The following is a 13,278-nucleotide window of genomic DNA, read 5'->3' as shown; positions in this document are numbered from 1 at the left end:
AAACCAAACAACTTGTTTTTGTAATACATCTGCCACAACTACAACATTAGATATGGCATGCAATAGTTTGTTGTGATTTCGTTCCAGCTCTGGTGCTAACCTGACACTCCAAAAGCCCAACTCCGATTTTATCCTTGCCAATTCTTTAGCTTTTGTGATCAGTTTATGAATTGCTTCATTACTATTGGCCAACAATGAGTTACTTTGCTCGCGATTGATTACCATACTGCCTTCTTGCGGGACGCATACATCAAATGGATACATTAGTTCACCAAGAAGTTCCGATATATTAACCAAACATGAGATGTAATTTTTTGATGTCTGATAGGCATCTTCCCGTTTCTTTGATTCCAACCACTTTGAGTAGGTTACATATACCACAATAGTAGTCACGATGGTGGCGAGTGCAGTTGTAATATCAGTCCATTTTACTTCCTTTACTAGAGACTGATAATCTGTAGCATCAATGATAACGCCGAATAAAAATACTATCATGTAACTTAAAAATCTCAAGTTGCCTCCCAAATAAAGCAAGCGGACTATTCAACATACGAGAACTGTTCATATAGAAAATAATATGTCATATATCCTGCCCAGCTTATCCTAACATATCAACACATTACTTTTGGTTTTCATGATATCACCACGGCTACGCCTGTAGTTGCTATCAGTTTGTGAGAAGTGACATCCAATAGTCTCCCTATACAAAAAGCGGGCCAATGGCCCGCTTGTTTATATTTCACTCACCTTATCCTCACACCGGCGGATGGAAATGGCTGGCTTCGCGAGTGGCCATCTCCTCGTAGGTGGCCCACTTCTGCCACGCCACTTTTTGCGCAACCTGCATCAGCCGCTCGGCCTCCTCCGGATGGCTCTGGGCCAGCACCCGATAACGGGTCTCCTCCTGCCGGTATTCAGCGAGGGGAATGGAGGGGCGCAGGCTGTCGAGGCTGAAGGGGTTCTGCCCCGCACTGCGCAATACCGGGTTGTAGCGCATCAGCGGCCAGTGACCAGAGGCCACGGCCCGTTTCTGCTGGGTCAGGCCAAACTCCATGTCGATACCGTGGGCGATACAGTGGCTGTAGGCGATGATAAGCGACGGGCCCGGATAGGCCTCGGCCTCCCGCAAGGCTTGCAGCGCCTGCTGCGGGTTGGCACCAAAGGCGATGCGGGCAACATAGACGTTGCCGTAGGAGATGGCCTGCAGCGCCACATCCTTCTTGGCCAGCGTCTTGCCCCCCGCCGCGAACTTGGCGACGGCGCCGAGCGGGGTCGATTTTGACATCTGGCCGCCGGTGTTGGAGTAGACCTCGGTATCCATCACCAGCACGTTCACATCGCGGCCGGAGGCGAGCACATGGTCGAGCCCCGATGAGCCGATGTCATAAGCCCAGCCATCGCCGCCGATGATCCAGACCGAACGGCGCACCAGCTGATCGATAAGCGACAGCAGCTCGCGGGCCTTGCCGGATTTTACCTCCTCCAACCGCTCCCGCACTTGCGCCACCCGGGTGCGCTGGGCGCGGATCTCCGACTCCAGCCGCTGCGGGGCGCTAATCAGGGTATCGACCAGCTCGGCGCCCAGCTCCCCCTTCATCGCTTCGAGGGCCGCCACCGCCTGACCGTGATGCTGATCGGCGGTGAGACGGAAGCCAAAGCCAAACTCGGCGTTGTCCTCAAACAGGGAGTTCGACCAGGCCGGCCCCTTCCCTTCGCCGTTCTTGGCCCACGGCGTAGTCGGCAGGTTGCCGCCGTAGATGGAGGAGCAACCGGTGGCGTTGGCTACCAGCATGCGATCGCCAAACAGCTGGGTCAGCAGCTTGAGATAGGGGGTCTCGCCACAGCCGGCGCAGGCACCGGAGAACTCGAACAGGGGTTCGAGGAACTGGGTGCCGCGCACCGTGGAGAAATCCACCCGCTCGCGGGCAGGCCACGGCAGGCTTTCGAACCAGCGCAGCGCCTGCTTCTGGCCAGCCAGATGGGGGGCCTTGTCCATCATGGCGATGGCTCGCTCGCCTTCATGGCTCTCATCCGCTCCGGCCCGCACCGGACAAGCCTGCACGCACTGGCCACAACCGGTGCAATCTTCCGGATAGATCTGCAAGGTGTAGCGGCTGTCGGGGAAACCCTTGGCGGTGACGGGCACCGATTGGGCTGCCTCGGGGGCGGTTGCCAGCCAGTCCTGATGGTAGAACTTGGCCCGCAGCGCCGCGTGGGGGCAGACAAAGACGCAGTTGCCGCACTGGATGCAGATATCCGAATTCCAGATCGGGATCTCGCGGGCGATATCCCGCTTCTCGAAGCGGCTGGTGGCGGTGGGGTAAGTGCCATCCACCGGCAGCATGGAGACGGGGATCAGATCGCCGCGCCCCGCCAGCATCTCGCCGGTGACCCGCTGGACAAACTCGCTGCCGCCGGGAGCCAATGGCAGCGGATAGTCGCTGATCTGCTCCTCACCGGCCGGGATGGCCACCTGATGGAGGTGGGCCAGGGTGTCGTCCACCGCCGCGAAGTTGCGCTCAACCACCTCGGGCCCCTTGCGGGCATAGCTCTTCTCGATGCTCTCCTTGATCAGCGCAATGGCCTCATCCCGCGGCAACACTCCAGCCAGCGCGAAGAAGCAGGTCTGCATAATGGTGTTGATGCGATTGCCCATGCCGTTTTGCTCGGCCACCCGATCCCCATCGATGCAGTAGAGCTGGATATTGAGGGCGCGAATGCGGGCACGCAGCCGCTCGGGCAGCTGGCCCCACACCTTGTCAGCCTCATAGGGGGCATTGAGCAGCAGGGTCGCCCCTTCGGCGGCGTGCTCCAGCAGGTCTACCGATTCGACAAAGCCCCACTGGTGGCAGCCGATAAAGCTCGCCTGCTCGATAAGCCAAGGGGCGTCGATGGGCTCGGGGCCAAAGCGCAGGTGGGAGACTGTGCGCGAGCCCGACTTCTTGGAGTCGTAGACGAAGTAACCCTGGGCGTGGAACCCCTCCAGCTCGCCGATGATCTTGATGCTGTTCTTGTTGGCGCCCACGGTACCGTCGGCACCAAGGCCGAAGAAGAGCGCCCGCACCCGGCTGGCAGGCTCCAGATCGCCGATGGGATGCCAGGCCAGACTGAGGCCCGACACATCATCCACTATCCCCACGGTAAAGCGGGGGCGCGGCGCATCGGAGGCGAGCTCCTCGAACACAGCCGCGCACATGGCGGGGGTGAACTCTTTGGAAGAGAGGCCGTAGCGGCCGCCACTGAGCCAGGGCAGCCGCTTGATAAGGCCGCGCTGCAAACCGTCGATCAGCGCGCTCTGCACATCCAGCAGCAGCGGCTCGCCACCGGCCCCCGGCTCCTTGGTGCGATCCAGCACCGCCATGCGCCGCACGCTCGCAGGCAGCGCATCGAGCAGCGCCTGTACCGGGAAAGGTCGATAGAGGCGAATGACCAGCACCCCGGTCTTGCGATCCTGCCGGTTGAGCCAATCCACGGTAGTGCGGGCGGTGGCCGCCCCCGAGCCCATCAGTACGATGACATCGGTGGCATCGGTTGCGCCGTGGTACTCCACCAGCTGGTAGTGGCGGCCAGTCAGCTCACCGAGGTTGTCCATGCACTGCTGTACCCGTGCCGGAACCGCCTCGTAGAAGGGGTTGACGCTCTCGCGGGACTGGAAATAGGTATCCGGGTTCTGGGCGGTGCCACGCATCACCGGATGATCCGGGTTCAGCGCCCGCGAACGGTGGGCGCGCACCCAGTCGTTGTCGATAAGGGCGCGAATTTCATCCCGATGCAGGGCGGTGATCTTGTTCACCTCGTGGGAGGTACGGAACCCGTCGAAGAAGTGGATAAAGGGCACCCGGCACTGCAGGGTGACGCTGTGGGCGACCAAGGCCAAGTCCTGCGCCTCCTGCACCGAGCCGGAGGCGAGCATGGCAAAGCCGGTACTGCGCGCCGCCATCACATCCTGATGGTCGCCAAAAATCGACAGCCCCTGCGCCGCCAGCGAGCGGGCCGCCACATGGAACACCGCCGAGGTCAATTCACCGGCGATCTTGTACATGTTGGGCAGCATCAGCATCAGCCCCTGACTGGCGGTGAAGGTGGTAGCGAGCGCCCCCGCCTGCAGGGCGCCGTGTACCGTCCCGGCCGCCCCCCCTTCACTCTGCATCTCTACGACTGTGGGAATGTTGCCCCACAGGTTGGTCTGTTTCTCATCCGCCCAAGCGTCGGCCAGTTCGGCCATGGTTGAGCTCGGGGTGATGGGGTAGATGGCACACACTTCGCTCAGCTGGTAGGCCACCCGGGCCGCGGCTTCGTTACCGTCGACCATGATCAGTTCATGTTTCATTGGGACTCCTCCGGTTGGCGCAGCAGGATGGCGTGACAAGGGCACTGGTCATGGCAGGCACCGCAGCCGGTGCAGCGCGCCGCATCCACCTGATAACCCTTACCCGGCCCCAGCTTGGCGATGGCCTGCTCGGGGCAGCTGCCGTAGCAACCGTCGCACTCGAAGCAGTTGCCGCAGGAGTAGCAGCGCGCCGCCTCGTAGCGGGCGGCCACCTCATCCAGCCCGCCGATGATCTCGCCAAAGTCGTCCCGCGCCCACGCCGGTTTGACCGGCTGACTGCTGGCCGGGGCATGGGTCTGGAACCAGAGCTGCAACTGCTCCGGACCCACCAGCGGGTAGGAGAGCATCTTCTGGTAGTGACGACCGCGCAGCCAGGCATCCATATGGCGCGCCGCCTTCTTGCCGTGACCGGTGGCAATGGTAACGGTGCGCTCAGAGGGCACCATGTCGCCACCGGCAAAGAGGCCGGGCACATCCGTCATCAGGTTGCCTGCCACCTGCACTACCCCTTCCTTGTTGACCCGCACGCCGGGAATACTCTCCAGCACCGAGAGGTCGACCTCCTGACCCAGCGCCAGGATCAGGGAGTCCGCTTCGAGGGTTTCAAACTTGCCGGTGGGCACCGGCTTGCCCTCGGCATCCAGCGCCATCACCTCCACTTCGATGCTGGTGTTGTCGAGCTGGCGGATGCTGCGCAGCCAGTTGATCTTGATCCCCTCCTCCTCGGCCTCGTCGGCTTCGAAGGCGTGGGCAGGCATATGATCCCGGTCGCGGCGGTAGATGATCATCGCCTCTTCAACGCCCAAACGACGGGCGGTGCGAGCCGCGTCCATGGCGGTGTTGCCGCCGCCGTAGATGGCTACCCGCCGTCCCAGTTTGGGGGGCGGCAAGCCCTGCTCTTCGGCCAGACTGGCCTGTTCGAGGAAACTCACCGCATCGAGGATCTTGCCCGCTTCCCGCGCCGGAATATCGACCCGCTTGGCCAGATGGGCGCCGATAGCCATAAAGACGGCGTCAAAGCCCCCCTCGTCGCGCTCGCGCAGTACATCCGCCACCTTGTGGTTAAGAGTGAGGGTCACCCCGGCAGCGACAATGCGGGCCACCTCCCGATCCAGCACGTCGCGGGGCAAACGGTAAGCGGGAATACCGAAACGCAGCATGCCGCCCGCCAGTGGCCCCGCTTCGCGGATCTCCACCTGATGGCCAAGCCGGTTGAGGTGCCAGGCGCAGGAGAGGCCGGAGGGACCGGCGCCAATTACCAGCACCTTCTTGCCGCTGGCTGGCGCGGGGGTTGCAGGCTGCCAACCTTTGGCCAGCGCCTCGTCGCCGAGGAAGCGCTCGATAGCGTGAATGGAGACGGCGTCATCCACCTGCCCGCGGTTGCAGGCACTCTCGCAGGGGTGATAGCAGACCCGGCCATGAATGGCGGGCAAGGGGTTCTCTTCGATCAGGGTCTGCCAGGCCGCCTCAAAGCGGCCGGCCTGCGCCAAAGAGAGCCAAGCCTGGATATTTTCTCCGGCCGGGCAGGCGTGATTGCAGGGTGGCAGGGCCGGCCGCCAGACGGGTAGCCGAGTACGCACCGGGCCTGTTCCCGTTTTCAGGGAGAGATCCGGCAATGGGGTCATGTCCAGTTGTTTGCTCATACATTGCTTTCTTCTTTTTGTGTGACAGGCCCCACCCGATGGCACTTGATACCGTGTAGCCGAGGCGGACGGTGGCCGGATGAGGAAGAAGCGAAAGCGTTAGAAACTGGGAACTGAGTCGATAATGGCGGCTTTTTTGTACTGATTAGCGAATCAGGATCAAAAAATGTTGCATTTAATGGGTGGTTTTAAACAGAACGTGACCGGGATAACATCTTTCCCGCTTGACTCCACTCCTTATCTCGCCGAGGTTGCGGCCAAGCGAGCAAAAACCGGATAGCCCGGTTGCACCTCTTCGTTTTTTTGCAAAAAAAACTGCATCTATCGAACCCGCGTCTCTGCGCCCCGCAAAGAGATTGCCCCTCGCGGGCGGAACCGTTATGTTCCCCTTTTTCCAGGCGAAAGCGCCGCGTCACAAGGATACGAAGATGCCAAGGCTAGACAGCATTCACCTCTACCCCATCAAATCGACCGCCGGCATGCCCCAGTCCCGCGCCCGGGTCACTCAGGAGGGGCTCGCAGGGGATCGCCGCTACATGGTGGTTAAGCCTGATGGCACCTTCATCACCGCCCGTACCCACCCCCAGTTGCAGCAGGTGGTTGCAACTCCAGTTGCAGGTGGCCTGCAACTGAACTATCCGGGTTTCGAGCCGCTCGCCCTGCAAGAGTCCGACTTCAGCCGTGCCCCGCAAGCGACAGGGGTCTGGGGCGACCGCTTCACCGCCCTGCATACCACCCACATTGCCGACAGCTGGTTGAGCCGGGTAGCTGGCGAACCGGTAGTGCTGCTTTGGCTTGGCGCAGAGTCCGACCGCTTTCGCGAGAAGACCGGCACCCGGGTCAGCTTTGCCGACGGTTATCCGCTGCTGCTGATAAGTCAGGCCTCGCTGGAGGATCTCAATCTGCGCTCCGATGCGCTGCACCAGATGAGCCAGTTTCGCACCAATCTGGTGGCGAGCGGCACCCGTCCCTTCGAGGAGGACAGCTGGGTACGCATCCGCATCGGCGAGGTGGAGTTTCAGGTCGCCAAGCCCTGCAGTCGCTGCATCATGACCACAGTGGAAGCAGGCACCGATCGCTTCAATGCCCTCAAAGAGCCGCTGGCCACCCTCACCCGTTACCGCCGCGGCGAGGATGGCGAGGTCTACTTCGGCCAGAACCTGATCGCACTGAACGAGGGGTGGATTGAAGCAGGTAGCGAGATCGAGGTACTGGAGCGCAAGCGCCCTGCCCCCTACCCCGACGGCGCGCCGAAAAAACGCGAGCTGGTCTGCGTGGCCCGCGAACCGCTGGCGCGCGATCTGGAGACCTTCTGGTTCGAGGCCGCCAATGGCGAGCCGCTGCCCGACTACCTGCCGGGCCAGCATCTGCCCATCAGCCTCGATATCAAAAACGAGCGGGTTCAGCGCCGCTATACCCTGAGCTCTACGCCGGATCTGTCGGAGCGCTACAGCATCAGCGTCAAGAAGGTAGGGGGTGGTCGCATCTCACACTGGCTGCACCAGCAGATGCAGGTGGGCAACACCCTGCTGGCCGGCGCACCGGCTGGCGAGTTTCACCTTGGAGCCGAGCGCTCGCTGCTGCTGCTCTCGGCAGGCTCCGGCGTCACTCCCATGCTGGCGATGGCCCGTACTCTGGCCCTGCGCGGCGAGCTTGGCGATATCCACTTTATGCACCTGTGCCGCAGCGAGGCGGATATTCCCGCCGCCAGCGAGCTGCACGCCATGGCGCAGCAGGGGATGACCCTCACCATTATCCTGAGCCAGCCGGACAATCACTGGCAGGGACAGAAAGGGCGGCTCGGCGACGAGCATCTCGCGCTGGTCAAAGGGTTGGCTGGACGGGAGGTGTTTATCTGCGGCCCTCACGGCTTTATGGCCGACGCGGCGGCAAAAGTGGCAGCGCGCGGCGTACCAACCGCACGCATCAGGCAGGAGAGCTTTGGCGGCGCCATTCTCTCGGTGTCCCGCGCTCATCAGGCAGTGCAACTGCGCATCGGCGAGCGGGAGTTTGCCGGCAACAATCAGGGCACCATCCTCGATCAGGCCAGCAAGCAGGGGGTGGAGCTACCTTGGAGCTGCCGCGCCGGCATCTGCGGCAGCTGCAAGCAGACGCTGGTCTCGGGCGAGGTGGATCATCCCGACGCCCCCGCCATTAGCGCCGCCGAGCGGGCCGAGGGCAAGATCCTCACCTGCTGCGCCGTGCCGCTGACCGACCTCGCCATCAAATAAGGTGATCGAGCCGCGATAACACGCGGACAATAAAAAACGGCTGCCGAGGCAGCCGTTTTGCTTGGTAGAAACAGGCGAGATTAACCGCGCAGGGCGGCGATACGCTGCTCGATGGGCGGGTGGCTCATGAACAGCTCGCTCATGGAGCGCTTGCCGTTGATACCAAAGGCCATCATGGAGCCTTCCAGCTGCGGCTCGGCACCGCGGGAGAGGCGCTCAAGGGCAGCGATCATCTTGTCGCGACCGGCCAGCTTGGCGGCACCGGCATCGGCGCGGAACTCACGCTGACGGCTGAACCACATGACGATGATGGAGGCGAGCACGCCAAACACCATCTCCAGCACGAACACGGTGATCATGTAGGCAAAACCGCCGATGCTGCTGCTCTCTTCATCGTTGTTGGAGCTGAAGAAGTTGCTGATGACGCCAGCCACGATACGGGCGAAGAACATCACGAAGGTGTTCACCACACCCTGGATCAAGGTCAGGGTCACCATGTCGCCGTTGGCCACGTGACTCACCTCGTGGGCCAGCACCGCTTCCGCCTCGTCGCGGCTCATGCTGTAGAGCAGGCCGGAGGAGACGGCCACCAGCGAGTCATCGCGACGGGCACCGGTAGCAAACGCGTTCATCTCGGGAGAGTCGTAGATCCCCACTTCCGGCATCTGGATCCCGGCTTCACGGGCCTGACGAGCCACAGTGCTCACCAGCCAGTGCTCGGTCTCGTTGCGGGGCTGCTCGATCACCTGGACGCCATAGCTACGCTTGGCCATCCACTTGGACATCAGCAAGGAGATAAAGGAACCGCCAAAACCGAACACGGCACAGAAGACCAACAGGCCGGAAATACTGGACTTGTTGATACCAAGAACCGAGAACAGGATATTGAGTACCACCCCCAGCACCAGCATGACGGCCAGGTTGGTCACCAGGAATAGTATTATTCGCTTCATATTGACTCCTTGTGAGGATAACGGACATGGCCGGGGTTCATTGAACCTCCCTATCACCATGTTATGGATGGCATTTTAGGGAGATTCGATGAATGTTCGCTGAATATGCCGTCACAGTAGCGGCGAGATATCGAGGCGGCCCTGCAAGTTAGCTTCAAACGGATTGTTTATAAAGGGAATTTCCCCCAAAAATGGAGCCGGCAGCAAGCCCCTGAGGGTGTCCAGATTTTCCTGATAGTGGCTCATCGAGCTGTGCAGCCGATTAATAACCCAGCCTGCGACCGGCAGCTGATCGTTGCGAATGGCAGCAAAGGTGAGCAGCGCATGGTTGAGGCAGCCAAGCTTGGCCCCCACCACCAGAATCACCGCCATGTTCTCCTGCTTCACCCAGTCCGACAGCAGGTGCTTGCGATCCAGCGGCAGATACCAGCCCCCCGCCCCTTCGACGATGGCAAGCTCGGCCCCTGCCTGTTCAATCTTGCGCAGCCCCTCGCTCAGCCCCTGTAAGCTGATGGGCTGGCGCGCCTCACTGGCAGCGATGTGCGGCGCAATCGGCGGCTCGTAGGCATAGGGGTTGACCGTCTCGTAGGGTAACTGAACGCTCGCCGCCTCCTGCAACAGGACGGCATCGAGGTTACGCAGCCCCTCGGACGTGCGGGCACATCCGGCAGAGACCGGCTTGTAACCGGCGCAGCGGATCCCCTGTGCGCTGAATTCCCGCAACAGAGTGCGCGCCACCAGCGTCTTGCCTGCGTCCGTGTCGGTGCCGGTGATAAAGAATGACTTCATAATGCTCTCTCCTTGGCAGAAGAGGGCCCAAAGCCCCCTCCCCCTCATACTCTGGCTGGTTCAGCAAGGTTTGCCGAGCCGCCCCAGACAGACCCGGTAACTGGCCACCAGCTGGCCATCGGGCTGACGAAATGCTTCATACGCCTGAGCCAGCCGCTGCAATCTGGCGCGACCGCTCAGTCCGGCCGGTGCACTGCGGGCACACTCATCATTGATCTGATTTGCCCCGATCCCCTTGAGATCGCGCAACAACTGCGGCAATTCAAGATAGGCAAGATCCCAGTTTCTGCACTCAAGCCCCGGGGCAATGGCTCCCGCCGATAACAACGCCTGCTCCAATTGTGGCAGGCCAAGGAAGCGGTTGACATGGGCACGGCCATCTACTTGCTGCCAGGCGGCTCGCAGTTGCCAGAGCGAGTCGTCCAGCAGGGTGGTAAAGAAGATCTGGCCGCCAGGTTTGACCACCCGCAGCAGCTCGGCGAAGGCCTGCGCCGGTCGCTCGCACCACTGCAGCGCCAGGCTGGAAAAGACCCAGTCAAAGGCGTTGTCGGCAAAGGGGAGCTGCTCGGCATCGCCGCACACCAGTCGGGCCCCGCTGCCGCGCAGGGCCGCCTGATCCAGCATGCCGGGAGCGAGATCCAGCCCGGTCAGCCCGGCGCAGCGCGTGGCAAGATGAGGCAGGAAGAAGCCGGTGCCGCAGCCCAGATCGAGCCCGCAGCCCCGACGCTCCTCACGTACACCAGCCGCGCTCATCAGCTCAAGCAGCGCCAGCCCCACCTCCTGCTGAAAGCGGGCATGGGCGTCGTAGTGTCGAGCCGCCGCCCCGAAACGCCGGGCAAGCCGGGCCTTGTCGACCGTTTGAAAACGCTCAGCCATGGCGAGCCTCCCCAACCGTTGTCGCAGCAGGGCAGGCACCCAAGGCATCGAGCAGGCGATCCACATCCTGTTCGCGGTGAGCTGCACTCAGAGTAATGCGCAGCCGGGCCGTACCGACCGGCACTGTGGGCGGGCGGATGGCGCCAGCCCAGACGCCACGCTCCCGCAGCCGTTCGGCCAGTTGCAGGGCAGCACTGCTCTCCCCCACCAGCAGCGGCTGGATGGGGGTATCGCTGGCCCCCAGCTGCCAGCCCAATGCCTGTGCCCCTTGCCGGAAGCGAGCGATCAGCTGACCAAGATGAGCACGGGCATCATCGGCGGCGCGCACCAGTTCGATGCTCTTGCTGACCGCGCAAGCCTGCGCGGCGGGCATATGGGTGCTGTAGACATAGTGGCGGGCGAAGTTGACCAGATACTCCACCAGCTCGCGGCTGCCACCGACAAAAGCGCCAGCCACACCGAGCGCCTTGCCAAAAGTGCCCATCTGGATGTGTACTCTGGCCGGGTTAATCCCCTGCGCCGCCAGAGTGCCGCGCCCCCCGGGCCCAAGCACGCCGAGGCCATGGGCATCGTCAATCATCAGCCAGTTGCCGCTCCGGGCTGCCAATGTCGCAAGTTCAGTCCAGGGAGCCTGATCCCCGTCCATGCTGAACACCCCTTCCGAAACAATCAGTCCGCGATTGGGCTCAAGCTGCCGTTCAAGGGCCGCCATATCGTTATGGCCAAAGCGCTTCATCTTGCAAGGGAGCTGGCTGCCCATCTCCTGCAAGGAGGCGTGGTTGAGCTTGTCCTGCCACAGCAGGTGTTCCTTGCCGAGCAGCGTTTTGAGCACCGCCTGATTGGCCGAAAAACCGCAGTTGAACAGCAGCACCGCCTCCACCCCGAGCCACTCGGCCAGGGTATCCTCAAGCTCTTGGTGGGCACGGCTGTAACCGGTCACCAGCGGCGAGGCGCTGGCGCCCGCGCCATAGCGCTCAATCCCCGCTTTGAAGGCGGTCTTGGTGGCGGGGTGATCCGCCAGCCCCAGATAGTCGTTGGCGGAAAAGTTGAGGTAGTCGCTCCCCGCTACCCTGAGGCGCCCGCCACTCGCTCCGTCGGTCGCGATGCGGTTGCGCAGCAGACCCGCCTGTTCGCGCTCGGCCAGCGCAGCGCCCAATGCAAAGGGGCCCGTTACAGCAGGGCCGTTCATGACCGCGCAGCCCCGGCTCGTGGGAGGGTCGCGTCATAAAACATCTCGGCAGGTTCGCTCTGGCGGCTCACCTCGGCCAGCAACTCCTCTTCCTGCACCTGATCCGGCTTCTGGGCCCGCTGGGCGGGACGAATGCCGAGCCGCTTGAACAGCTGCATGTCGCTGTTTTCGTCCGGGTTGGGGGTGGTCAGCAGCTTGCAGCCATAGAAGATGGAGTTGGCACCCGCCATAAAACACATCGCCTGCATCTGCTCGTTCATCTTCTCCCGCCCGGCGGAGAGGCGCACGTGGGAGGCCGGCATCATGATCCGCGCCACGGCGATAGTGCGGATAAACTCGAACGGATCGAGGTTCTCCTGATCCTCCAGCGGCGTCCCCTTCACCTTGACCAGCATGTTGATGGGCACACTCTCCGGGTGGCGCGGCAGGTTGGCCAGCGCCATCAAGAGGCCCGCCCGATCTTTTGCCTTCTCACCCATGCCGACGATGCCGCCGGAGCAGACCTTCATACCGGCGCTGCGCACATGTTCCAGCGTATCGAGCCGATCCTGATAGGTGCGGGTGGAGATGATCTCGCCGTAAAACTCCGGCGAGGTGTCGAGGTTGTGGTTGTAGTAATCGAGCCCCGCAGCGCCAAGACGCGCCGCCTGATCGGCGGTGAGCATCCCTAGCGTCATGCAGGTCTCCATACCGAGCCCGCGCACCTCTTCAATCATCCGGATGATGTAGGGCATGTCCTTCTCTTTGGGGTTGCGCCAGGCGGCCCCCATGCAGAAACGGGACGAGCCGTTGGCCTTGGCTTCGCGGGCCCGCTCCAGCACTTTTTCCACCTCCATCAGCCGCTCGGCCTCAAGGCCGGTGTGATAACGGGCGCTCTGGGGGCAGTATTTGCAATCCTCCGGGCAGGCTCCGGTCTTGATGGAAAGCAAGGTGCTCACCTGCACTTCGTTCGGGTCGAAATTAGCACGGTGGACAGTCTGGGCCTGAAACAGCAGATCGTTGAACGGCAGGGCAAACAGGGCCTGAACCTCGGCGAGAGTCCAGTCATGACGAAGGGCGTGACCGCCCGCGATGAGAGCATTCATACATGGCTTCCGGTTGTTATTGGTGGGATCCTGCGCCCGCCGCTCTTGCAAGAGGTCTTTGCAAGAGCGTGAGCGCAAAACCCGCTGCCGGGCTCGTGCGAATCGTGATCTGCACAGAGCCAAGTGGCTGAAATTGTTGGCTAGTGTAGAGAGCCCGCGTAGACTGTCAACACCGACCAGAT

General features: G+C 62.1%; 9 protein-coding genes. 1 reads left to right on the top strand and 8 read right to left on the bottom strand.

The genetic code is table 11. From position 1 onward, the window contains the following. The 3 genes from LG31_RS20765 to LG31_RS0102000 all read right to left on the bottom strand — a co-directional run. A partial coding sequence (locus LG31_RS20765; protein WP_152598272.1) for a hypothetical protein occupies positions 1 to 513 on the bottom strand: 513 nt, incomplete at its 3' end. Positions 514 to 754: 241 nt separating this feature from the next. Further along, positions 755 to 4,330 carry a pyruvate:ferredoxin (flavodoxin) oxidoreductase gene (gene nifJ / locus LG31_RS0102005; RefSeq protein WP_033112843.1) on the bottom strand — a complete coding sequence of 1,192 codons (3,576 nt, stop codon included), beginning with the start codon at positions 4,328 to 4,330 and terminating at the stop codon, positions 755 to 757. After that, the gene (locus tag LG31_RS0102000) at positions 4,327 to 5,973 is read right to left on the bottom strand and encodes an NAD(P)-binding protein (protein WP_033112842.1); all 1,647 of its coding nucleotides are present in this window, start codon (positions 5,971 to 5,973) and stop codon (positions 4,327 to 4,329) included. Before LG31_RS0102000 ends, nifJ begins: the two co-directional genes overlap by 4 nt. A gap of 428 nt (positions 5,974 to 6,401) precedes the next feature. Between LG31_RS0102000 and LG31_RS0101995 the strand changes: the two genes are divergently transcribed. Further along, positions 6,402 to 8,204, top strand: a complete 1,803-nt coding sequence (locus LG31_RS0101995) for an MOSC N-terminal beta barrel domain-containing protein (protein ID WP_033112841.1) — start codon at positions 6,402 to 6,404, stop codon at positions 8,202 to 8,204. Positions 8,205 to 8,284: 80 nt separating this feature from the next. On the opposite strand, the gene htpX is transcribed toward LG31_RS0101995, so the two are convergent. The 5 genes from htpX to bioB form a co-directional block, all read right to left on the bottom strand. Further along, entirely contained in the window at positions 8,285 to 9,157 is an 873-nt protein-coding gene (gene htpX, locus LG31_RS0101990) for a protease HtpX (RefSeq protein WP_033112840.1), read from the bottom strand. Between the two features lie 111 nt (positions 9,158 to 9,268). Next, on the bottom strand, positions 9,269 to 9,949 hold the full coding sequence (bioD, locus tag LG31_RS0101985; protein WP_033112844.1) for a dethiobiotin synthase: 681 nt from the start codon (positions 9,947 to 9,949) through the stop codon (positions 9,269 to 9,271). Positions 9,950 to 10,006: 57 nt separating this feature from the next. Then, complete coding sequence (gene bioC, locus LG31_RS0101980) at positions 10,007 to 10,822, bottom strand: malonyl-ACP O-methyltransferase BioC (protein ID WP_033112839.1); 816 nt, start codon at positions 10,820 to 10,822, stop codon at positions 10,007 to 10,009. Further along, on the bottom strand, positions 10,815 to 12,011 hold the full coding sequence (gene bioF, locus LG31_RS0101975; protein ID WP_033112838.1) for an 8-amino-7-oxononanoate synthase: 1,197 nt from the start codon (positions 12,009 to 12,011) through the stop codon (positions 10,815 to 10,817). The genes bioC and bioF overlap by 8 nt, the downstream gene beginning before the upstream one ends. Beyond that, positions 12,008 to 13,096, bottom strand: a complete 1,089-nt coding sequence (bioB, locus tag LG31_RS0101970; RefSeq protein WP_033112837.1) for a biotin synthase BioB — start codon at positions 13,094 to 13,096, stop codon at positions 12,008 to 12,010. The genes bioF and bioB overlap by 4 nt, the downstream gene beginning before the upstream one ends. Positions 13,097 to 13,278 lie beyond the last annotated feature (182 nt).

Source organism: Aeromonas lacus (assembly GCF_000764665.1).
Lineage (GTDB): Bacteria > Pseudomonadota > Gammaproteobacteria > Enterobacterales > Aeromonadaceae > Aeromonas > Aeromonas lacus.
The sequence above is the reverse complement of the archived record's forward strand: the minus strand, read 5'-3'. Positions and strand labels throughout refer to the sequence as shown.

What these genes read in the sequence shown, in the direction of transcription:
- nifJ (WP_033112843.1), bottom strand. Translation starts at nt 4,330, where the DNA reads ATGAAACATGAACTGATCATGGTCGACGGTAACGAAGCCGCGGCCCGG.
- LG31_RS0102000 (WP_033112842.1), bottom strand. Translation starts at nt 5,973, where the DNA reads ATGAGCAAACAACTGGACATGACCCCATTGCCGGATCTCTCCCTGAAA.
- LG31_RS0101995 (WP_033112841.1), top strand. Translation starts at nt 6,402, where the DNA reads ATGCCAAGGCTAGACAGCATTCACCTCTACCCCATCAAATCGACCGCC.
- htpX (WP_033112840.1), bottom strand. Translation starts at nt 9,157, where the DNA reads ATGAAGCGAATAATACTATTCCTGGTGACCAACCTGGCCGTCATGCTG.
- bioC (WP_033112839.1), bottom strand. Translation starts at nt 10,822, where the DNA reads ATGGCTGAGCGTTTTCAAACGGTCGACAAGGCCCGGCTTGCCCGGCGT.
- bioF (WP_033112838.1), bottom strand. Translation starts at nt 12,011, where the DNA reads ATGAACGGCCCTGCTGTAACGGGCCCCTTTGCATTGGGCGCTGCGCTG.
- bioB (WP_033112837.1), bottom strand. Translation starts at nt 13,096, where the DNA reads ATGAATGCTCTCATCGCGGGCGGTCACGCCCTTCGTCATGACTGGACT.